Below are 23,238 nucleotides of genomic sequence, written 5' to 3'. Positions count from 1 at the left end.
AGTAGCGCCACTTGTATCTGTTTGAAGGTCTAAAAGAGTCAGCATCCAGCTATTTAGAGCCGGATCAAGTAGAATTACTCAAGCAGGCCTATTTGGTTGCGCGTGATGCCCACGAAGGGCAAATGCGCACAAGTGGCGAGCCTTATATTACCCATCCGGTTGCGGTTAGCCGCATCTTGGCAGACATGCGTCTCGATCACGAGTCGCTTATGGCTGCCTTGCTTCATGACACCATCGAAGATACTCCTGTCACCAAAGAAGAACTCACAGAGTTATTTGGTGTGGCGGTTGCAGAACTGGTGGAAGGTGTTTCAAAACTTGATAAAATCAAGTTTCGTGATAGAAAAGAAGCCCAAGCGGAAAATTTCCGTAAAATGATGATGGCAATGACTCAAGATATTCGAGTTATCCTCATCAAGTTGGCTGACCGAACTCACAACATGCGCACACTGGGCTCACTTCGCCCTGATAAACGTCGTCGTATTGCTCGCGAAACCCTAGAAATCTACGCCCCAATAGCTAACCGATTAGGTATTCACAATATCAAAATCGAACTTGAAGACTTAGGTTTTCAAGCCTATTACCCTATGCGACATAGAGTGATACGTGATGTTGTCAAAGCAGCTCGTGGGAATCGTAAAGAATTAATTAACAGTATTGAAGTGGCCATTGAAACACGCCTTGAAGAAGCTGGGATCCCCACTAAAGTCAAAGGTCGTGAAAAAAACCTCTATTCGATTTATCGAAAAATGCGCAGTAAAGAACTGCAATTTCAAGAGGTTATGGATATCTATGCGTTCCGAGTTATCGTTGACTCTATTGATACCTGTTATCGCGTGCTCGGCGCTATGCACGGATTATACAAGCCGCGCCCAGGACGTTTTAAAGATTATATCGCTATTCCCAAAGCCAACGGTTATCAATCATTACACACATCATTATTTGGCCCTCATGCGGTTCCTGTTGAAGTGCAAATTCGCACCGAAGAAATGGATCAAATGGCCGACAAAGGTGTTGCTGCGCATTGGATGTATAAAAACAATACCGATACGGCTCAACAAAGCACTTCTCAAGTTCGTGCTCATAAATGGATGCAAAGTTTGCTTGAGTTACAGCAAAGTGCCAGCAGCTCATTTGAATTTGTTGAAAACGTTAAAACTGAATTATTCCCTGAAGAAATCTACGTTTTTACCCCTGAAGGTCGTATCTTAGAATTGCCGGTCAATGCCACTGCCGTCGATTTTGCCTACGAAGTGCATACTGATGTGGGCAATACCTGTGTTGGCGCACGCGTTAATCGTCAAGCATACCCGCTGAGCCAACCATTAATTTCAGGGCAAACCGTTGAAATCATTACCGCAAAAGGTGCTCGCCCTAATGCTGCATGGTTAAACTTTGTCGTAACGGGTAAAGCTCGTGGTAAAATTCGTCAAGTATTAAAGAGTCTTAAAGGCGATAACGCTATCGCATTAGGTAAGCGTTTACTAAACCATGCCTTAGGTGATACTAAGCTTGAGACCATTCCGGCTGAATTACTTGAGAAAGTGATCAAAGAAACCAAACACACATCTTTAGAATCGCTGCTAGCAGATATTGGCTTAGGCAATGCCATGAGCATTGTGATTGCCCAGCGCTTGGTTGGTGAGCAGTTTGATTCGCAAGATAGCAATAAAGAAAAACCACAAATGCCAATTCGCGGTGCTGAAGGTATGTTGGTCACTTACGCCAATTGTTGTCGCCCAATTCCTGGTGATGCCGTCATCGCCCATGTAAGCCCAGGCAAAGGTCTGGTAGTGCATATGGAAAGCTGTGCCAATATTCGCGGCTATCAAGGCGAACCTGATAAGTATATTTCAGTGCATTGGGATAACGTAGAAGGCGCAGAATACCAAGCAAATCTACGGGTTGAAATTGTTAACCATCAAGGTGCATTAGCAAAAATCACTTCTATCATCGCATCTGCTGGATCTAATATTCATAATCTCAGTACCGAAGAACGTGATGGCCGAGTGTATTTGATTAATTTACGTATTTCAGTTAAAGATCGTGTTCACCTTGCAAACGTTATGCGCAGAATACGTGTTTTACCTGAAGTGCTACGTACCTCACGCAATAGATAGAAATAATATGAGGTGAGGTGTGCAAAATTGGCATCTCATGAATATCCATATCAAAATTTAAATGTTACTTCCCAATAAGGTTTGCGGCGCCTCATCAACATAATCAGTTAATGACACCATCTCCATCACTCGTTGTTGAGTTTTATCAGCAGCCTTGCGCCACTTTTTATGCTTGTCAGAACGGTCAACTTGATGATTAAAGCGCACCACTAAATAATGGCCTTCATCTAAACCTAAACAATACATGTCGGTGCGACTGCGTGAATGGGGTTTAACCAGTTGATGAAACACCCACTCAGTACCATTTATTTGTACCGTAGTAGCATCTGGAATTTTTGGGTAACCACCATTGTTTATAGCTGCTTCTAATTGAATAGCCATTACCTCATCTGAAAGAGTGGTTTGTTTACTCATTTCTTGCCTTATCCTAGTGTTGCTACCTTTTCCTTTTTCGCCTGGAATAGGGTGATTATAATATTCATCATATTCTTGATTAAGCCATGAACCAAGCACCTGATTATCCAGCGCATTAATACCATCAGGGTTTTTTTTTATTCTAAACACACTGCTGAGCATACCGTATTCACTGCAGGGCTGAATGCCAATAATAGGTAAATACATCCACAACTCAGTATAAATATGTACATAGGTTTCGTGGGTGTGAGTTTCTTGTTTATGACTAAACCAGTAGTTGCTTCTATAAGGATAATTAACTTCTTTTGGGGGCTCTACCGTGGCAATATTGCTGACTGGCATAGTTATTTTTAACAGTTTATCTTCTAAAATAAACCGTTCAGTGACGAGCTGAGTAAAATCAGCACCACCAACAAAGCCTTGCCACAAGCTCTTCAATAAACCCATTATGCCGTTTCTTGCCTAGATGAAGTTTGCAGAGCTGACGAAGTATCATTGGATAGTCGCGATTGTGGTTCATCTGCAACATAATCAGTTAATGACACCATCTCCATCACCCGTTGCTGCGTTTGATTGGCCGCCTTGCGCCACTTTTTGTGCTTATCAGATCGGTCAACACGATGACTAAAACGCACCACTAAATAATGGCCTTCATCCAAGCCTAAACAATACATATCTGTCCGACTGCGTGAGTTCGGTTTCACTAGTTGATAAAATACCCATTGAATATTATTAAAGCTGACTGTAGTGGGAGCAGGAATTTCAGGGTAACCACTACCATTTATATAAGCTTGCAACTGTGAAGCCATATGAGAAGTAGTTAGATCACCGTGTCTTTGTTGCATTTCAGCAATTAAAGCAGTATTCCTTCCTTTAGATTTATCTCCTGGTTCAGGGTGATTATAATATTCATCATATTCTTGATTAAGCCATTGACCTAATGCCAGATTATCAAGCGCATTCACTCCCTCAGGAGTTTTCTTAATCCGAAATACACAACCTAACATGCCATATTCACTGCTAGGAAAAATACCGATAATCGGTAAATACATCCAAACTCGAGTATAGATATGCACATAAGTTTCATGAGTATGAGTTTCTTGATTAGTGTGAAACCAATGGTTATTTTTATAAGGGTAATTGACTTCTTTAGTCGGCTTTCGAGCAACAACATTACTAATAGGAATAGCGACTTTGAGTAGTTTATCTTCTAAAACAAACCGCTCTGTCACCAGCTGAGTAAAATCGGCCCCGCCAACAAAACCTTGCCATAATGCTTTGATTAATTTCTTCATAATAACTCGTTCATCTGTTCAGCTTGATTGATATATTTTCTAACATATGCAGCTCGTTTATGATCACCTAGCATCACCAGTTGCTGATGATAGGTTTTCACCCCAAGAAATGGCAAGGTATGCGGACTTACACCAGATGAGCCTAGCAATGCTCTGGCAAATTTTAACGACCGCGCAAAACTACTTTTTGACAGATCATTTTTACCGGCTAGATTAGGCACGGGATCGAATGGATTATTACGCGGCCGATGGGTTTTTAACCCTGCCAGTTTAGCGGCTTGTTGTAGCTCCGCTAAATTTGCACCACTGCCATGAATCGCTAGCTCTTGGCCCGTTAATTGCCCTTGATAATTAACTCGATAATATTGCAAAGCAGATAAAAATATTATCGCCCCTTGGCTGTGGGCAACCCACTTGACCTTTTTACCCAACTGTTGGTTTTGCTTTAATACTGCCGCCAAGTGCTGGGCATTATGGGAAGTATTGCTTTGGCTTTTATCAAAAGCACATTCAATAAGATCGCGCACCACTTTATCACTGGGGTTATGAAATAAAGTATAAGCTTTAATTGCATCACTTTGATACGCAGTATCTAAATGGGTACCCATTAGCCACTGCGCTTTAGTAAACTCATTTAGCATACCGTTAACCGCAGCATGAGTGGTATTCACTTGGGTGATTGGTTTAGGATCGCCCCATTCATTGGTAAGCTTCTCTATTTCATCTTCCGTTTTTACACCATCATATTTTGCCCCTATACCAATTCTTTCAACTTGATACAGCATGGTGCGCTCATCTGTGTGGCGATCTTTTTCACCATACAACTGTTTATCAAAATAAATATCGGTGACATGCACTTGGCAGTTGGTAGCTATTTTGTAATCTATAAAATAGTGATAATTACGGAAGGGGATATCTGTGCGGCGCATATGCCTAAAGGGATTACGGCTTTGTTTAACTGACGAGGCTGCTGTTGGGTGCAGGCTGATAAATTGAATTTCTTTAATCACCTGCTGTTGGTCATAATCATTAAGGCTTTGCAGCATAACAAATGCTTGATAGGAAAATTCAACTTTTTGGTAATTAAAGTCAACCGGTAATCGAAGTCCATGCTCTAATGCTGTTTGATGATCTAAACCCATTAAACTATGAGGTGAACTCGGTTGTAGTGCGTCTTTATTTGTACTGCTGTTTTTCCAAGTCATGCTATTCATCCGTGATACATAAATTGTGTATCATAAAATGGATTGTTGATTTTATATATAGCTACAAATGACTGATTTTATTAAAGTAAGTAATACTTGATGATAGTGTGTTAACAATAAACTCATGTCGATCAATTTAGGTCAGACGTTAGTCATAGTATTGAAACTGTTTAAGGAGGCTTGCTCAAACAGCGCTAAGCCGATACATTGACGAGTAATTTTTACCAAACAACACAATTAAAGAGAATTCAACATGGCTGAAAAAATTATCATCGCAACCGACAAAGCTCCCCAAGCTATTGGTACTTATTCACAAGCAGTTAAAGTCGGCAGTACCGTTTATCTTTCAGGTCAGATCCCATTAGACCCAAAAACCATGACCATGGTGAGCGATGATTTTGCAGAACAAGTTGTACAAGTGTTCGAAAATTTAACCGCGGTATGTGAAGCTGCTGGCGGAAAAATGAGTGACATCGTTAAGCTAAATATCTTCTTAACCGATTTATCTCATTTTGCCACTGTAAACGAAATTATGAGTCGTTACTTCCAACAACCTTATCCAGCTCGTGCCGCTATTGGCGTCAAAGAGTTACCAAAGGGATCATTGGTAGAAATGGACGGAATAATGGAAATTTAACGAAAAATATACCACTTTTAAAACGCGCCTAGGGCGTATACCGAATCAGTTAAGCGGTAAAACGACAAAATTTAACTGATCGGTTGACCGATCTTTCTAGCCTGCGAAAATCCGATAATCTTTATTATCGGATTTTTTATGGAACTTTCACCACCCCTTGCCTCACACTTCAATTAATCGTCTAACTGAGTTTTTTATCTCTCGCTGATGTACTAGAACCCGGGATTATTCAATCCTGCCTTAATTCAAATGGCGTAGCGACGTTAAGGCGATGTAAATTGCCCATGGACGCGATAGTTTGGGTTGTTATAGGCATGTCTCTATTCCGCTCAGAATACGTCCGTCAATTGATTAATAAGCTTGATACTGTGTTGCTAATGGCAGGGTTTCACCCGCTGAATATGAAAATCATCATTTTAGAACGTTACAAAGTGTCCAGTATTCCTAGGCCTTACCAAAGGCAAGCGAGAAAGGCGTTATCCACGGCACTTAAAAATTCATTAAAAACAGTATCCTGTAGCAAAAAAAAATACCGCTCACCTTAAGTGAACGGCATTACGCCTAGGGCGCCTTTTTTATATATGTATCATTAATAATGCAATAATTAACTGCGACGGCGTAAGCCTAGAGCACCTAATAACATCAATGCAAAGTAACCTAAACTACCACCATCACTGTCTTGAACAGGCTCTGGTGTTGGCGTAGGAGTTGGCGTTACTGGCGCAGGATAGCTTAATGCAATAATCACTGGATCATGGTCTGAAGCTGAGAATGGACTTTCAGTTTTAACCAGATCTCCGGTGTACTTGCTACCATATTCAAACAGGTTAGATTCAACTGAGTTAATGTGCCAGTCGTCAATACCGACTAACTTAGCCGCTAAACTCTCATTGGCTAAAGCATGGTCTAAATTACCTAATTCACCACTGTAACTATATGAATAAGTGGCTGCGCCATGTGCTTGAGTGTTTAAGTTAATTAAACCATAACCTTTATCTATCACGGTGCCTTCACGCTCGTACACTTTACCGTCTAAGGTAGTCCACGATGCAGTGCGGATAACATGATCTGTAGTTGAGGCATCGTAATCTGTTAATACTGCTACCGGATCTTCTTTGCCGTAGGCATTTAAATCACCAATAACCAGTACATCACCAGCAACATCTTTTAGTGACTCACCGAGTACTTTGGCTGCTGAGACACGGAATGCATTACACTTTCCTTGCAAGTCTGCTGGCTCAGCGTTTTCGTTAAATTCAGCCCAGTCTTCAATACAGCCTGAACCTTTCGATTTTAAGTGGTTAACCACAACAGTTAACTTTTCATCGTTAATGCTAAAGGTTTGCACTAAGCTATGACGTTGGAACTTTTCATAACTCGGGCTTTGCTCAACAACGCCATCTTTCTCACGGGTTTGCGCACCTTCTGCAGCATGTTGTTCTGGCGTCGCAATCACTTTTGCCGCGCCGTCTAATGTAATACGGGCTGGGCGATATAACATGCCAACTGTAATCGCATCACTGCCGATGAATTTGTCTTCATACTTATCAGCATCTTCAATTTCAACAAAGCGATACGCTTTATCATCAGTTAATTCTGCGTTCAATGCATCTACAAGATTTTGAATAGCACTTAACTCGCCAAAGCCATTGTTAGCGATTTCCATTAAGCCAACAACATCAGCATTCATGGCGACAAGCGCATTCACTATTTTAGTACGCTGCAACACCATTTCTTCTTCGATTAATGCACCACGATTGCTGTTTGATGGATTAGCATCACCGCCAACAACGTCATTAAAGAAGTTCAACACGTTAAAGCTCGCTACGCGAATGTCGCCCATATCTGCCACTGTAGGCGCATCGGTACGATCGTTTACACGGATAAAATCGCCAGCAGTAATCATGTTGGTCGGTAAAATACGGAATGCGTTGTAGCTATAACCAATCACACCTTCAAGGTTAGTCAATTGATCGCCCACACGAATGTAACCCGTTTCTGCGTTAAACTCTGGGAAATAAGGTACTTCACCATCTTTCGCTTTGAAATCAGATTCAACAAATAACTGGTTCACCGCGTTAGCTTGAGCCAGTGCAATAGAATCTGCTGAGTTTGGCTCAAATACTTGAGTTGGTTTCATTAATGGCGCTTTATGTGACAACACCATATTGTTACGACGTCCGTCATAATCGTAGCTAAAGGTACGGGTGATTTTCATCTCACTACCCGCATCTAATACTACTTTCATGCCTTCAACACGCTCTAATGCTTGCGTTAGGGTTTCGCCATCGGCAACATAAAATGCACTGGCTAGAGGCACTTCACCTAACGCGCCAACTTCAATTTTTTGATCGTCCTTAAGGTTAATCTGAGTCGAGCCGTAATACTCGTTTACTTTACCTTGCACACACACTTCAGTGCCTGGCTGAATAATGTCTGGTGCAGCTTCGTTCAAGTAGACGAAAATGCCGTCTGAAGTATAAGGTGAATTGTCACCTTGCATATCTTGAATAAAGAAACCTTTGTATAAACTGTCGCTTCTAGAAGTAACAATCCCTTTTATGGTCACTTCATTAGCCGATTCATAACTACCATCGGCAATTAATGGACTAGAGTCACCTGCACCTTGCACATCATAAATGTTGGTCAGTGTGGCGCCATTACAGGTAAATACTGTTGGTTCTGGTGTTACTGCCGCATCAAGCGAGCCTAAACCACTAAAGGTGTCTTTATCTAATGTGGCCCATTGGCTAGCATCATAAGTAGTGCTGGCGGTTAAGGCGTCTAATTTACGCTGGAATGTGGTGTCAAACCCCCAACCTGCTGGAGTTGGAATGTCACCAACAACATCAACCAACACACCGTCTTTTAATAGGCCGACAGCATCGCCACCATTAAAGTATAAGTTACCGGTCATCGAGTCGGTTGAGGCTGGTAAGGTAATCGCTGCACTTGAATGCAAAATGACTTTGACACTTTTAGCAGCAATAGTGTCAGTTAATTCCACCATATCAAGCGCTGCAGAGTCACCGTCTTTGTAACGTACTAATTTGTAGCCTGTTAAATCAATTGCAACGTCACTGTTGTTATACAGTTCAATCGCTTTGTTGTTTGAACTACCTTCAACGTATTCACTAATTAACACCTCTGCATTTGCCATTATCGGCATTGCAGCGGCTACTGCGAGTGAAACCGCCGTTAGTTTAGTCAGTCCTTTCATTTTTTAACCCCATATTTTGTAATATAAATGCTATTTTTTTGTAATATGCGGGGCGATTGTCCCAAAGTTTGTTTACAGAAAAAAGAACATTGATCACATTAATGGGGTAAACAAATTTACTATCTGATTGATTATCAAGTAATTTTGTTTTAATTAGAAAACGATGATAAATAAAATCAAAAATACCTCAACTAAAACAACATTTAGCGTAAAAACAAGCGTTGACGGGATGGTTGTTAAAAAATATAGATTTTGTAACACTTATTGTTCAAAAAAATAAAAAAATGACAACATACTGTTTGATATTTTAATTCATGTCATGAAATCATCTTGAAAATGTAAGGTTTTTACCCGATTATTACGCTAACATTGACCACCAACACTCGTGGTATGTTGAATACACCATGAATAAAAACCAATAAATCACTTAAGGTATGTGAGTTATTGTCGATATTGATCATGACTCGATGTCATGTTGGTCACAACAAAATATTATTAAGCTGACTATTTAGTATCAATATACTAAAAGCTCATCTAGTATTTGAATTTATTATCTTTACCGGTTTAGGTGCTCAAACCATGAAACAAGTTGATTTCAGAAATATCGATAAACTTTTCATCAAAATGTCCATTAACGATAAGTTCTGGGCTATTTTCGGACTGTTCCTGATTATTTTATCTAGTGTATCGATTAGTAGTTACGTTAATAAAATTGAAAATATAGAACAGCAATCATTACTGGTTTTAGAGCAAAAAACAGCAGCTATGGTTCAAGCACTTGATGCCACGAGCCAACTAGAACAAGCTTCAACATTAGGTTTACAAGTCTCAGGACGTTCACAAACAAGTTCACGCCAACGAGATACTATTACTGCCGTTTATGCATTAGATGGCCAATATTATACCCTGAGCGAATCTGTTTCTGGACAAGAAGCCAGCGCAAAACAAGCTGCTTTGATATCACTGTTAATGTCATTTTTATGGGTATTGCCTTTTGTAGTAGTGATTTATTGGACGGCCACTTTCCTTGGCGGTGCACTCTGGGTGTTATGGGATACCACGGAAAAAATTGCTAAAGGTGATTTAACCTCTCGTTTAGGCTTCCATCCTGGTCGTGATGAATTTGGCACCATTGGTTGCGCACTTGATAAAGCCATGGACACATTAACCGATCTCGTTGTCGCGGTGAAGAAAAGTGCCGATACATTGCAAACAACCTCGAGCTCATTCGCCAATGAAGCAGTACAAAGCGCTGAACAAATTGATTTACAATATGCTTCACTTGACTCGGTTGCTACAGCGATGGAAGAAATGACGGCATCAGCTGCTGAAGTCTCTAATATCGCTCGAAATTCAACTCAACGTGTTGAACAAGATTCAGAGTATACGCGTCAGAGTTATGACCGAGCTAAGCGTGCGATTAATGAAATTAAGCAGTTATCGACCTACATTGAACAAACATCAAACTCGGTCAATACCCTAAAAATTAATGCGACCAATATTAATGAAGTGATCACCACCATTAATGCTATTTCAGATCAAACCAACTTACTGGCATTAAACGCAGCAATTGAAGCGGCACGTGCAGGTGAAATGGGCCGTGGTTTTGCGGTGGTTGCCGACGAAGTAAGAACCCTTGCGGGTCGTACTCAAGCTGCGACGGTTGAAATTCATAAAATGATTGAATTACTGCAAAGTGAAACGCTCAATATTGACAGCATTACTCAAGATACTGTCAAACAAGCACAAACCAGTAGCGATCTAATTACTAATATTGGAACCGATATTAATGCCATTTCTGAATCTGCGAATTCAATTATGGACATGAGTTTCCAAATTTCTACATCGTCAGAAGAACAAAGTGCAGTGGCCAATGACATTGCAAAAGAGCTGACGGACATAAGACAGAAATCAAATATTATTAGAGGCTTATCGCAACAGTCTTCAAGTGGTGTTAAAGATCTAGCAAAAGCATCAGCTGATTTGGGTAAAATTCTTAGTCGATACCGTACTAATTAATCTCAGCTCAGATTATAACTTATTAGTTTGTATGTTTATTTGAATATAAGCGCTAAATGAAAAGCCGATATCGATGATATCGGCTTTTTTATGTTTAATAAGCAGTGGCTTAACTCACGGTTAATTCAACTTAATATTACTGTAATGACGTAAGTCTATGACCTAAAGCGCTTGTACTGTCTGGAGTCAGCACAAAAGTATAATTACTGTCGCCATCAAAGCTGATTGAATCAGACTGATAAACTAAGGTTTGCGTGCCATTATCGGCTTCGTAAACAATGTTAATTTCATAATCATCTTCAGGCAATGTCAGGCTGAGTTTTTCGACAAAATCTAAATCCGTTAAGGTATATTCGGCGGTTTCAATGGTTTCTGAAGCGCGGACAAAATACACGGTTAAGTCATCATAATCGTAAGCTAAATTCACCACATCGACTTTATATTCAAAAGCTCGAGGTCGTAAGTCTTGCTCGATCACCATACCTTTAACAGAACTGTCTTCTTGCTGATAAATCAGTAAAGACTTCACTTCATCTTGGTTAAACGTTACCAACAAGTTATCAAACAACTTGGCTTTACTGGTCGCATCTTTAGTGGTGATACCATAATCATTAAACGATGTTGATTGGTAATCCGTTACTGTGAAGGGTGAAATACCATACAAGTATTGTGTTTCTTGCTTACTGGCAATATCAACATCAATGCTTTGCGTTTCTAAACCATTAAACACGCGGTAATCGGCAGTTGCCTCTAACGCGGCGTAAGTGACAGGCGTTGTAGTTGAGTCAATGCTGTCGATAGTGACGTTAATATCACCTGCACCAAAACTGTTACGAATAATCAGTTTATAGGCGGTTTCGGAGGTTAAACTCATGCTACCTGTGGTGTAGAGCACATTTTTAGTGCCGGTTTCGGTCAGATAGACAATATAATCATCAGTATCGAATATCTGTTCGCTGGTGTAACTGCTATACGGCACATTACCCAGCATCACCGCTTGGTCAATGGTTTGGGTATCAAGTGAAATATAGGTATCAAAAGTACCTTCATCAGTCGCTACGTTAGCCACTAGCACTTCCATTTTGCTGTAGTCATTATCATCGTCGGCATTTAACTCGTCCATTTCATCGCGTGAATAGTTAATATCCAATAGTTCTGGATCGTGATAATCACCATAAAGTACAAACAAATGGTTCGAGTCGCTCGCTAAATCAACGGTGTCGCTGTAAACGGTTACCGTTTCACTATCTTCGTCTTGACCATAAATTTCCAGTTCTGTGCTCCCTGTACTATAAGCATAGCGCGGCATTGCATCAGCAAAATCAACCGCCGTATATGAATAGTCATCCAGTACTAACGAAGTCGATGTGCTATTAGGTGATGCATTATAAAACTGCACATAAGCGACATCATCACTGCTTTCTTCACTGTCTGAGCCACACCCTAGTAACAAGGCTCCCATTGCAGACACCATCATCAATCGACTTATTTTTTTGTTAAACATATTTACTCCATTAACCATCTAGTTACATTTGCAAGAGTTATGACAACCCTTGCCTGTAAACGACTGTCAAGAAAGGTAAAGTAAAGATATAAAGCGTAAAGAGCCAAATTAAAGTTAAAAAAAAGCCTCTTTATCAATTAGATAAGAGGCTTTAATTCTTTTTGCATTTAAACCATAAATGCATTTTTCAGCAAAAGGAGTTAATTACCCGCGATTTTCATCTCGCTCAGTAAAATACCGCCGGTGCGGATTGATGAACGTAAATCGCGATCTTTACCTACGCCTTGTATTCCCATAAACATGTCTTTTAAATTACCCGCGATAGTAATTTCTTCTACTGGATACAACACTTCGCCATTTTCAACATAAAAACCTGCCGCGCCACGTGAATAATCACCAGTAACGCCATTAACGCCTTGGCCCATCACTTCCGTAACAATTAAGCCGGTATTCATGGCTTTAACCAAGTCATCAAAGGTTTGATTTGAATGGCTTAGGGTCCAGTTATAAATACCACCAGCATGGCCTGTATTGGTCATCGATAATTTACGCGCCGAATAACTGGTTAGTAAGTAAGTTTCTAGTTGGCCACGATCAATAATACGACGGTCTTGGGTTGCCACGCCTTCACTGTCGTAGTTAGCACTGGCCAGTGCGCCAATTAAATGCGGTTGTTCTTCAATACTAAACCAGTCTGGGAATATTTGAGTATTCAGAGCTTCCATTAAGAAGCTCGACTTACGGTAAATACTACTGCCACTAATCGCGCCAATTAAATGTCCCATTAAGCCTGTGGCAAGTTCAGGAGCAAATAACACTGGCATTTTCGCCGTGGCTATTTTACGGGCATCCAAACGACTTAAGGTTTTGTTTGCCGCTTGCAAACCAACCGCTTCAGGTGACAGTAAATCATGATATTTACGGGCAACCGTATAGTCGTAGTCGCGCTGCATATTGCCATCAGACTCTTGGCCTATTACAACACAACTTAAACTGTAGCGAGAGCTGCAATAGCCGTTAAGAAACCCATGGCTGTTACCATAAACCCTAGCCGCAGTATGCGCATTGGCACTCGCGCCGTCTGAGTTACGGATACGGCTATCAACCGATAAACTGGCTTCTTCTGCGCGAATGGCCAACTGTGCGAGCTCTTCAGCATCGATATCTTGTGGATGATATAACTCCAAATCGCGAATATCTTGCGCCATCAAAGCGGGATCAGCCAAGCCACTAAAAGGATCTTCTGAGGTATATTTTGCAATGCCATCGGCTGCTTTTACCGCTTGGCGAATTGCTTCAGGGCTTAAGTCTGAGGTCGATGAACTGCCTTTGCGACCATCACGGTAAATGGTAATGCCCAACGCACCGTCTTTATTAAACTCAACGGTTTCAACTTCTTTTTCACGGGTTGAAACCGACAAACCTTGCTGCTTGCTGATAGCCACTTCAGCGGCCGAAGTGCCTAACTCTTTCGCATATTCTAATGCGACAGATACCGCGTCTTTTAACGCCGATAATTCAGAATCAATTCTAGGTGTTGGTTCAGTTGCGCTAGGCGCTGAAGAAGGATGAGAAGCCACAAATTTACTCTTTGATTAGTCTAATTGACGTTAGCATATCAAATTCAATTGGCGATTGATAACCGCGCATTTATATCGCAGTTGATCATCAATAAATTCTGCATATTCTAGGCCAAATAAATGCTATCATTAATGCATATTGACTTGAGGTTTATGACTATGAAAATTGTTGGCGATTCTGAGCTATTTCAGCAGCCCTATGATAATGATGACAACTATGTCAGCAGAACAGGCGTTAAAAAAGAAAGTGAGGATGCTCAAGCACTTGGCATGCGTTTAGTGGCCCTGAGCAAAACTCAATTAGACAAAATGGGTTTAGATGAATTTCTATATGATGCGATTCTAAAAACAAAACTGATTAAACAAAAAACTGAAGCCTATCGCCGCCATTTACAATACATTGGTAAATTAATGCGTGGCTTTGAGCATGAACCTATTGAAGCAGCACTGGATAAAGTGTTGAACAAAAACAATAATGAAGCCGCTCAAATACAGATTTTTGAAAAAATGCGTGAACGTTTATTAGCGAATGGCGACGATGAAGTCCAAGTATTACTGGATTTACACCCACAACTTGATCGTCAAAAAATGCGTCAACTGATCCGCCAAGCGAATAAAGAACTGGCTAAAAACCCAGAATCAAAATCGTCTAAAGAGCTATATAAGTATTTAAGATCTGAAATAAAAGACTAGGGTCCATCTCAAAAATAGTCTGTTTAATAGAATAAGGATGTTGCTAATGCGGCTAAAAATGATGACTCGCACACTATTGTTATTATTATCTTCAGTGCTGTTATTTACAGGTTGTAACGGTGCCGCGGACGGCACCGATACTGACACACTGAGTGGTAATTATAGTATTACCGTCAGCTATCAAAATGTCGTCAATGGCCAATGTGATGCGAATACGGACTCACTGATTTTTGATCTTGATGGTAGCTTTTGTGCCATTGCACATCTCAAAATTGGTAGTACTAACGTTAGTGGAGCGCTCATTACTTTTAGCACCACCAATGCAACAATATCGCCTACCACGGTGTTAACCTTATCTTCTGGTCTTGCGACAACTCTGGTCACATCAAGTAGTATCGACGCTGGCACGCTTAGCGCAACTTACTCTCCAAGTGATGCAGATGCTGTTAGTGCGACTCGCAATTATCAATTTAAAGAATATGACACCAGTATCCCTGTCGAAGCGATTAAATTAACCGCTTCGATAAGTGATGCTACCGGTCCTATTACCCGCTTTAATATTGATAAAACAGTTCAGCTCAATGCCTTGCTTACTGACAGTAATAATCAAGCTATTGCTAACCAAATTGTGACATTCAATGCCGGTAGCGCTACGTTAGCGCCAGCAACTGCACTGACAAAATCCTCAGGTATTGCTACGCTAAACTACACGCCGTCCGAGGCAGAGTTAGGCGCTAGCCTGTTAACCGTCACCACAGAGTATCAAGGTAGCACTCTCACCAGCAGCAGTGCTTTTGAAGTGTTAGCGTCTGACGATATTGCCACGAATGGTAATGTTAAGATGGGCTCGTATAATGCTAATGGTGAGTTTGTTGAAAGTGAATTAGCGACAACGCTAGTCGCAACAACTGATGGTAGTTATAGCATTAGTGCCGGTGGCACATTTGGGATTAGCGCTACGTTAGTTACCGAAAGCGCCGATGGCACATTTACACGCCTACAAAGCCCAACCAGCATCAGCTTTAGTTCCGACTGTTCGACCAATGACAACGCCACACTTGATTCACCTGTCACTAGCTTATCAGGTTCTGCCAGCTCAACCTTTTCAGATGTCAGCTGCAGTGGCAACAGCGAACGTAATGACATCATCATCGCGACAGCAACGGTTAATGGCGCTAGTTTAAACGCAAGTTTGCCTTTTACCTTAGCCCGTCAAACATTATCTAATGTGAGCTTTGTGTCAGCTGATCCAAGCCAAATCCGTATCAAAGGTTCAGGCGGCACCGGTTCAACAGAATCGTCGTTAGTGACCTTTTTAGTCACCAGTGCTAATGGCCAGCCGGCAGCACAACAAACGGTTAATTTCAGCTTAGACACCAGTGTTGGCGGTCTGCGATTTGCTAATGGTGAAGTGACCGACAGCAGTATTACCAATTCCCAGGGATTAGTCAGTGTGCGAGTGCAAGCGGGTACAATTCCAACCCCGGTAAGAGTGGTGGCATCAACCACAGACGCCGACACTAACCAAACCATTACCAGCCAATCAGAACAGCTGACCGTCAATACCGGCTTGCCACAACAGCTTGGTTTTAGTATTTCAAGATCAAATGGCAACCCTGAAGCGGGCGACTACAACGGCGAACAAGTTACCATTACAGCTTATGCCTCTGACAGTTTTGCAAACCCTGCACCAGACGACACTACCATCAACTTTACCGCTGAAGGTGGTCAAATTGAACCATCGTGTTCCATGGAAAACGGAAAATGTTCCGTCATTTGGACATCGGCATCACCACGGGTAAGTGACCATCGTGTAACGATTATGGCTTATGCGCTAGGACACGAAACCTTCTTCGATACCAATGGCAACAATGTATTTGACGATGCTGATGGTGGCGTGGTTAACGGCTGCTTAAGCGGCACAACGTCAGTAGCATGCAGTGGCAACGGCATGGATGTAGAAACTTACCATGGCGGTGGTTTTGTTGACTTGCCAGACGCCTTTAGAGATGACAACGAATCTCGCACCCATGATTCAGCTGAACCGTACTTTAATATTCAAGCGAGCAACACATACCAATTAGCTGACGGTCAATTTAACGGCCCACAATGCCAAGGTGCATTATGTGATAGCACGGCTATGAGCACTTATATCCGTAAAGCATTAGTATTAACAATGTCAGGCTCTGAAGCTAATTTTGTCGTTAGCCAAGATGGCAGCTTGATTAATGATTACGACACTGATGTTCAACCTATTGCACTAGATGAAACGACAAAGTTTGATGTGGTAATCACTGATAGCGCCAATCAAATATTACCTTCTGGTACAACCTTAACCGTTACTAGCACCGAAGGTGAATTGCAGTTCTCTGGCTATATCGTACCTAACAAGAGTTCAGCAGGAGGAACATCAACCCCATTTACCTTGAAAAATAATGGTACACCAGGCACAAGCCAAGTCACACTGACAGCAACTACGCCTAAAGGTGTGGTCACTAAATTGATATTTGATGTGACCTTGTCATAAGCTCAATATTCTCACTCCTATAATATTTATCGATCCTTCAAGCCTGCTACTTCAGCAGGCTTTTTTATACTTGGCATTCACAAATATGTTGATACAATAAGACGTGCAATACGGTATTTAATTGATATATTGTTGAAATAAAAACTATTTTTGCTACCTGACGTTATGTTCACGCCTTAAATAGTGCTCAACATTATGCGTTTCGATACCATCAATAGCATCTGTAAACAGGGCTAGTTTACTATTACGAGGGACCGATTTACGACTCTCGACGCATACTAAGGAATAATAATGCGCAAAATTTCTCTACTTCTTACTATAACTGCAGGTGTACTACTCACCGCTTGTGCCGCTAAACCACCAATCGTGGCTCAAAACAAAACGGTTGTCGTCAATGACCAAACCTTCGTGCTTGGCGGATCGTATGATAAAGCAAATAATAAACTGCTATTGACCGCTAATGGTGACCCGATCATGCAGGGTCGATTCCCGCCAATGACGCCTACCCAAAATCTTAATGCAAACTTTAAAGATATGAAATTTAAAGGTGATTGTTACTTTGGTTCGGTACTCGGAGATCAAGGTGGAAGCTTTGGTATTGTTGCTAGCATTGTTCAATCAGCAAAATCGAGCACTGCAGATAAATGCGACATTTTTATCGATGGCACCAAGCAAGAAACACTGTACTTCTAATTAGACATATTAATTAAGCGCTAGCCCTGCTTACCTACCTATTAATCCATTTCGTTATCTCAGTTGAGATAACGTAACATCAGTTAGCACCAAATTGGTGCGAACAAGGTTTATTCAGCACCAGAGCAACTCAATCAATTTTTATAAAATTAGTTAACACTATGTTTAAATTAGATTTTAACTACTGGTCTAATCCTTGCTTTCTCTTCAAGAATAGCCCCTAGTCTCACTAAACTATTACTCAGTAGTCGACCCGCATGCATTACAGATGTCATCACAATTGATTATCATCAAGGGGAAGTGAGTTGATAAACTGTCCTTGTTGAGAATTGAATGATCCCTTTACACACCTCCATGCGCGGCCTACGTTGTTTTTGCGTCGCTGCTGAATGCTTAAGTTTTAAAGAAACCGCTAAAAGACTGTATCTAACCCCTTCGGCGGTAAGTCATCAGATTAAACAGTTAGAGGAATCTCTAAACCAGAGCTTGTTTATTCGTCAAACCCGCGCGGTGACATTGACCGAAGTTGGCGCACGCTTTTACCAGGCCATCGAGCCGGTCATGCAGCAATTAGTCAACACAGTCAGTGAATTTAACCAGTCAGACAGAATGCTCGAAGTCAGTATTTCAATGCCAGAATTCTTTGCCAGTGAACTGTTTATGCCTAAACTCATTGGTTGGTCATCTAAATATCCCACCATCAATCTTAAGCTCGAAACCATTAAGTCGCGCAGCGATACAATTAAGCACACTGATGTATCCATTATGCTCTCTGGTAAACAACAAACGAATGCCGATGTGTATGATTTATTTCCAATCACTTATATCCCTGCGTGTAATGCACAACTGCATGCTGAATTGTCTTCACAAGGTTTTAAAGCATTAACTAAGGTGCCATTAATATTGCATAAAGCTCGACCTTACGCTTGGCATCAATGGGCCGAAAATGTTGGCTTTGATGCATTTCAGCCTAAGCAGATAATTCAACTAGACAGTATGTTCAGTGTCGCCCGCGCTGCAGAACAAGGATTAGGTATTGCACTCATTCCATTACCCATCAGCCAAGCATGGTTCGATAACGGCACCCTTCTACCATTATTTCCTCATCCACTTTATAGCCATGATCGCTATTATTTGATCCGCCACACCAATGAACAACAGCGACCAGAAGTGCAATTACTAATCGATTGGATCCTCAAAAGTTTCCATGATGAAAGTCATTAATAATTAGAGTGATAATGACTTTATTACACTGTTTATTATCGTTTCAATAGCTGTTCAGCGTATTGCCGAACGTCGTCTGGCACCATATCTTCTGTGAAGGAACAAATATCCGACCGAAGAAAATCCAACATTAATGTGGCACGATATTGAGCAGAATCATTCCAAGCTTCATGTTCAGCAGTATCATCAAATATTAAACATTTACCTTCTTCCCAATAACGGGTTTCGCTGGCAACACGAAGCCTGCAGTCAGGTGGCACCACTAATCCAAGATGTAAACGATATACATTATTAGCCCAACCGACATGTGGTGTTATATGCGTATGGGGGGCTAGTAGCGAAAAACCAGCGAGAGAAATGCCGCCGATGTTTTCAACGAGTTTCGCTGTTTGAGGACATTTAACGCATGCACCTTCAACACTATTCCCAAGCGCATACAAGCCGAAGACACTCCAGCCTTGACCATGCATTTGTTGTTGAACCCATGGGTCAAACGAGTCATTTGGTAGTGCAAGAAATTCATCTCGAATTATTTCCCAATTAGCTTCAAGCTCTTTCACAAAAGAAAATTTAGAGGCTTCAATAAACATAATCATTAATCCTAAATATACTCTTAGCATTATCAGCCACATTTTGGGCTAAAAATCAGTGATCATTGCCAATAGTTTCTGGCCGCCTTTTATTAAGTATCAATTATAATCCTACATGCCCTATCTTATTGATGTAAAGACATTAAAATCTTAAGCAGTGCAGACGCAGACAGTATAAATAGACTTTGAATCATATCAATATGGCTTACACACTATCAGTATTAAATCCCTTGATACCGTTGAAGACTGTTTATAAAAGAATGTGTAAGTCGTTAAGGTTTCAGGTTCAATGAAAATTGTGGAGGTTAAAGAAAATCGTTGGATGACCATGTCATGAAACACATCGACGTTAATTGCCGCGGCCATTAATTAAACAAAACTATCACACCTCCCCATAAGTGAATTTTTTTAACCCATTAATGCGTTTTTTATCGTTTGTCGACGCTAGTCGTTTTGACTAAAGTTCACCTGTAGCGCGGCGCTACACAAACGTTTAAAGGAGCGACATCATGAAAAAGAGCATCGTTAATGGCCTAATTTGTGCCACATTAGTACTGACAGCATCGACAAGCGTAATGGCTGATGAGCAAGGTCAACAGATCAAAAGTAATGCCTACAAAATGGTATTAGTGGAAGATGTGCCTGGTGTTAACGCATTGCAGTCTGGTGATGTTGAAGCAGGCTTAACCGCTACTTTGTCTGCAAGTAAGTTCGCCGTGGATGACTATTCTCGCAACGTGAACTTATGCGCTGGATATGTGCAATTAGCGGATATGGAAAAAGCCCAAAAAGCCTGTAGTGCAGCCGTGAAAAGTGCTCGTACCCAAGTGGCGATTCCATCAATGACGGTTCGGGCTTATGCCTATAATAATCGTGGTGTAATGAAATTACTGAATAATGACAATTTAGGCGCATTAGCTGATTTTAAATATGCTGCAAAAGTCGATCACAGCGAGATATACCAACATAACGTTAAACGTTTAGAAGCAGCTTTAAACAATGCCCAAAACGGAATGATGTAATTGGACTCTGACCAAGAAACCGTCACGGTTGCCCTTTATCAGTCAACAATAAACCCCATAAAACAAATGAAATAGACAGGTCTATCGAGAAGATAACTGTCTATTTTTTTTACTCAGTGACAAACCTAGCTATAACCTTATTTCGATATGATAAAACCTGGCTAACTTCTATGGGTGATTTATGATGCAACATCAACATTTTTCTGTTTCCGCCCAATGGCGACTATGGCCATCGTGACGAATACTGCAAACAAGCCCCACAATTGTAACCATTTAGGCATTACCGCCAACCAACCAGCTCCTAATTGATTTAACTCGAGCATCCCCATAATCGCTGGAACAGCTGGAATAACTTGAGATGCTAATACCAATGGTTCTGGAATTAATGCAATCGGCCACACAAACCCTGACACAAATAAAATCGGCATCGACACCAGTAAATACAATTGGGTAGGTAATTCTCGACGATTAAATAAACTGCTAAGATAAATACCTAACGATCCCGTGGCTAATAGAAAGGGCAACATAAATAGCCCAACTTCAATCACCGTAGCCACCACGCTTACTTTGTACCAATAAAAACAAAAACCTAAATAGAAACTACTAAATAGCGCGTAAATCATCATAAACACACTTAACCGTGCAAGCACCAAGGTTACTGGACGTACTTGCTGCCAATAACCGGGTTTGCGCCATTGGCCTGCACCCAAAATACCGGTGCCAATTAATAAGGTTTGATGCAGAATTAATAAAAATAATCCCGGCACCACATACGGTGTGTAACCTAAACTAGGGTTAAACGCTGGAACTGAATTAATATTAATAGAATTAACAGCTTGCTGGGCAAGTTGGGGGTTTTGGCCCCGAGCCAATAAACCAATTAACTGCACTTGTTTACTGGCATCTATACCTGCTGACACTAAGCCTTCTACTACGGCTGAATAAATCAGAAAGTAACTCGCATCGCCGCCGTAACTTAATGTTGCACCCTTGCCTAACAACAAATCGCGTCTAAAGTTAGCCGGAATAACCAGTAAGCCGTGAGCTTTACCTTGATCGATCCACATTTGTGCTTGCTCAATACTGCTTACCTTAGCGAGTATTTTTATCTTAGCACTGGCATCTGCGTGGCGAGTCACCAACCTACTGAGTGACGAATTATCGTGATCTACCACCACGACCTTTTGCTCTGTCGGCACCTGATTCAAATACGGTAACGGATACAGAACCGAGTAAAATAACACTCCACCAAATAGCGTCATCACAATCGCTTTGTCAGCCAATATAGCTTTGCATTCTGCTACGATTAATTGCCAGAAGTTCATCGGTTGACCTCCAGAGTAACCGGGTGACTAACATGACCCTGTGGCGGTATTTTTTGCGCGTGGCGGCCCAGCACATAAAGCAAAGGCAATAACAGTAAAAAGCCCCAATAAGAACTGATTTGAGTCAATACTTGCGGCAAGCCAACACCATAACTGACGACGCTGATATGAGAGTCTATATAGTGACTCGATGGCATCACCAACCGCCACCATTTAGCCAATAAGGGCATATCGTTTACGGGAAAGGTTATGCCCATAAACGCAAATGCTGGAGCAAATAATGCGGTACAGAAACTGACCGTGCGAGCACTGTCACGCATAATCATAAAAATCACCAATACTAACAACCACAATGCCATGAGCATGAACGCCTGCGCCAGTAACAGTAGCCATAATGACCCCGCAACGGGCAAAGCTAAATAGTGGTATAACCACACTAAAATAAAGCCACTATGAACGAGCATGATCGGACTATAAAATAACACTTTAACCCACACTTTTGGCCAAATGTTTCGAGCTAAATAATAGCGTTCACCTTGAGGAATAAGCTCCGCATTAACACTATTAACAAATACCAACATCGACAGTAATTGCCATAATGCAATCAATATAGGCGGGACTAAAAAACCAACATAGTTATTATTTCGGTTAAATAACGCCGTCGTTTGGTTACTAATAGGCGTTAAGCTCACATCAACGGTGGCTTTATTTGCGCCTTTAAGTAATAGGCTCACCTCGCCAATATGCGTTAACCCCTCAGCAAGGCTGAGTTGTAACTGGCTGGATAATAACTTACCTACTAACAAAAATTGGCTGTTATAGCGAATATCAATAGTGGGTTGTTTTGATGTGAGTAAATCTTTTCTGAGCTGGTAAGGTAAAATAACTAGCCCGTATACTTGCGCTTGACGCATAGCTTCAATCGCCGCAGCTTCATTGGCAAATGAACGTGGTGCAATTACGGCATTGGCCGATAATTGCCTTGTTAGCATGCGGCTAATTTGGCTGTTATCTAAGTCAACCACGGCAACAGGGAGCTGCCTTGGCAACCCCGCACTAAATAACCACCAAAGTGCGATCACGCTAATTAGCGGAATATAGCTCACCAAGGCAAGTTGCCATGGTGAATTCCACAACGCTTTACATTCTCGCCTGAATAAATGCCTCATC

At 41.3% G+C, this 23,238-nt stretch carries 17 protein-coding genes and 1 pseudogene; 9 read left to right on the top strand and 9 right to left on the bottom strand.

Annotated features, from left to right (window positions below; all coding sequences use genetic code 11):
* Positions 1 to 11 precede the first annotated feature (11 nt).
* Positions 12 to 2,120 carry a bifunctional GTP diphosphokinase/guanosine-3',5'-bis pyrophosphate 3'-pyrophosphohydrolase gene (spoT, locus tag AAEY94_RS12565; RefSeq protein ID WP_101087664.1) on the top strand — a complete coding sequence of 703 codons (2,109 nt, stop codon included), beginning with the start codon at positions 12 to 14 and terminating at the stop codon, positions 2,118 to 2,120.
* Between the two features lie 57 nt (positions 2,121 to 2,177).
* Here spoT and AAEY94_RS12560 read toward each other — a convergent pair whose 3' ends face one another.
* Genes AAEY94_RS12560 through AAEY94_RS12550 form a run of 3 tightly spaced genes read right to left on the bottom strand, consistent with a single transcriptional unit; the run spans position 2,178 to position 5,034 of the window.
* Entirely contained in the window at positions 2,178 to 2,981 is an 804-nt protein-coding gene (locus AAEY94_RS12560) for a hypothetical protein (RefSeq protein ID WP_350978996.1), read from the bottom strand.
* A complete protein-coding gene (locus tag AAEY94_RS12555) occupies positions 2,981 to 3,829 on the bottom strand; it encodes a hypothetical protein (RefSeq protein WP_350978995.1) in 849 nt (282 codons plus the stop codon). Before AAEY94_RS12555 ends, AAEY94_RS12560 begins: the two co-directional genes overlap by 1 nt.
* A complete protein-coding gene (locus tag AAEY94_RS12550; protein ID WP_350978994.1) occupies positions 3,826 to 5,034 on the bottom strand; it encodes a hypothetical protein in 1,209 nt (402 codons plus the stop codon). Before AAEY94_RS12550 ends, AAEY94_RS12555 begins: the two co-directional genes overlap by 4 nt.
* Before the next feature lie 253 nt (positions 5,035 to 5,287).
* Here AAEY94_RS12550 and ridA point away from each other — a divergent pair, with 253 nt between their 5' ends.
* Together ridA and AAEY94_RS12540 are read left to right on the top strand one after the other, a co-directional pair.
* Positions 5,288 to 5,671 (top strand): deaminase RidA, encoded by a 384-nt coding sequence (gene ridA, locus AAEY94_RS12545; protein WP_182697748.1) that lies wholly within the window; start codon positions 5,288 to 5,290, stop codon positions 5,669 to 5,671.
* A gap of 157 nt (positions 5,672 to 5,828) precedes the next feature.
* Positions 5,829 to 6,045: pseudogene (locus AAEY94_RS12540) on the top strand (transposase domain-containing protein); the annotation flags it as partial.
* A 230-nt stretch (positions 6,046 to 6,275) separates the two neighbouring features.
* Here AAEY94_RS12540 and exeM read toward each other — a convergent pair.
* The gene (exeM, locus tag AAEY94_RS12535; RefSeq protein WP_350978993.1) at positions 6,276 to 8,891 is read right to left on the bottom strand and encodes an extracellular exonuclease ExeM; all 2,616 of its coding nucleotides are present in this window, start codon (positions 8,889 to 8,891) and stop codon (positions 6,276 to 6,278) included.
* A gap of 579 nt (positions 8,892 to 9,470) precedes the next feature.
* Here exeM and AAEY94_RS12530 point away from each other — a divergent pair.
* Positions 9,471 to 10,910 carry a methyl-accepting chemotaxis protein gene (locus tag AAEY94_RS12530; RefSeq protein WP_101087669.1) on the top strand — a complete coding sequence of 480 codons (1,440 nt, stop codon included), beginning with the start codon at positions 9,471 to 9,473 and terminating at the stop codon, positions 10,908 to 10,910.
* 136 nt (positions 10,911 to 11,046) lie between these two features.
* Here the strand turns inward: AAEY94_RS12530 and AAEY94_RS12525 are convergent, their stop codons facing one another.
* Both AAEY94_RS12525 and pmbA read right to left on the bottom strand, forming a co-directional pair.
* Positions 11,047 to 12,414, bottom strand: coding sequence for a DUF4397 domain-containing protein (locus tag AAEY94_RS12525; protein WP_162024049.1), 1,368 nt, complete (start codon positions 12,412 to 12,414; stop codon positions 11,047 to 11,049).
* A 200-nt stretch (positions 12,415 to 12,614) separates the two neighbouring features.
* Complete coding sequence (gene pmbA, locus AAEY94_RS12520; RefSeq protein ID WP_101087671.1) at positions 12,615 to 13,994, bottom strand: metalloprotease PmbA; 1,380 nt, start codon at positions 13,992 to 13,994, stop codon at positions 12,615 to 12,617.
* A 159-nt stretch (positions 13,995 to 14,153) separates the two neighbouring features.
* On the opposite strand from pmbA, the gene yjgA reads away from it, so the two are divergent.
* The 4 genes from yjgA to AAEY94_RS12500 all read left to right on the top strand — a co-directional run bounded on the left by yjgA (position 14,154) and on the right by AAEY94_RS12500 (position 19,131).
* On the top strand, positions 14,154 to 14,687 hold the full coding sequence (yjgA, locus tag AAEY94_RS12515; protein WP_101087732.1) for a ribosome biogenesis factor YjgA: 534 nt from the start codon (positions 14,154 to 14,156) through the stop codon (positions 14,685 to 14,687).
* Positions 14,688 to 14,733: 46 nt separating this feature from the next.
* Positions 14,734 to 17,214: an Ig-like domain-containing protein gene (locus AAEY94_RS12510; RefSeq protein ID WP_350978992.1), complete on the top strand. Its 2,481-nt coding sequence runs from the start codon at positions 14,734 to 14,736 to the stop codon at positions 17,212 to 17,214.
* A 291-nt stretch (positions 17,215 to 17,505) separates the two neighbouring features.
* The gene (locus AAEY94_RS12505; protein ID WP_101087673.1) at positions 17,506 to 17,907 is read left to right on the top strand and encodes a YajG family lipoprotein; all 402 of its coding nucleotides are present in this window, start codon (positions 17,506 to 17,508) and stop codon (positions 17,905 to 17,907) included.
* 333 nt (positions 17,908 to 18,240) lie between these two features.
* Entirely contained in the window at positions 18,241 to 19,131 is an 891-nt protein-coding gene (locus tag AAEY94_RS12500) for a LysR family transcriptional regulator (protein ID WP_217351058.1), read from the top strand.
* A gap of 35 nt (positions 19,132 to 19,166) precedes the next feature.
* On the opposite strand, the gene AAEY94_RS12495 is transcribed toward AAEY94_RS12500, so the two are convergent.
* On the bottom strand, positions 19,167 to 19,751 hold the full coding sequence (locus AAEY94_RS12495) for an aspartyl/asparaginyl beta-hydroxylase domain-containing protein (RefSeq protein ID WP_350978991.1): 585 nt from the start codon (positions 19,749 to 19,751) through the stop codon (positions 19,167 to 19,169).
* 479 nt (positions 19,752 to 20,230) lie between these two features.
* Between AAEY94_RS12495 and AAEY94_RS12490 the strand changes: the two genes are divergently transcribed.
* Positions 20,231 to 20,743: a tetratricopeptide repeat protein gene (locus AAEY94_RS12490; RefSeq protein ID WP_101087675.1), complete on the top strand. Its 513-nt coding sequence runs from the start codon at positions 20,231 to 20,233 to the stop codon at positions 20,741 to 20,743.
* 179 nt (positions 20,744 to 20,922) lie between these two features.
* Here the strand turns inward: AAEY94_RS12490 and AAEY94_RS12485 are convergent, their stop codons facing one another.
* On the bottom strand, positions 20,923 to 22,068 hold the full coding sequence (locus tag AAEY94_RS12485; RefSeq protein WP_350978990.1) for an ABC transporter permease: 1,146 nt from the start codon (positions 22,066 to 22,068) through the stop codon (positions 20,923 to 20,925).
* Positions 22,065 to 23,237, bottom strand: coding sequence for an ABC transporter permease (locus AAEY94_RS12480; RefSeq protein WP_350978989.1), 1,173 nt, complete (start codon positions 23,235 to 23,237; stop codon positions 22,065 to 22,067). Before AAEY94_RS12480 ends, AAEY94_RS12485 begins: the two co-directional genes overlap by 4 nt.
* Between the last annotated feature and the right edge of the window lies 1 nt (position 23,238).

The organism is Shewanella sp. AC34-MNA-CIBAN-0136 (assembly GCF_040309945.1).
Classification (GTDB): domain Bacteria; phylum Pseudomonadota; class Gammaproteobacteria; order Enterobacterales; family Shewanellaceae; genus Shewanella.
Note: the sequence above shows the minus strand (reverse complement) of the source record. Positions and strands in the feature narration are given on the sequence as shown.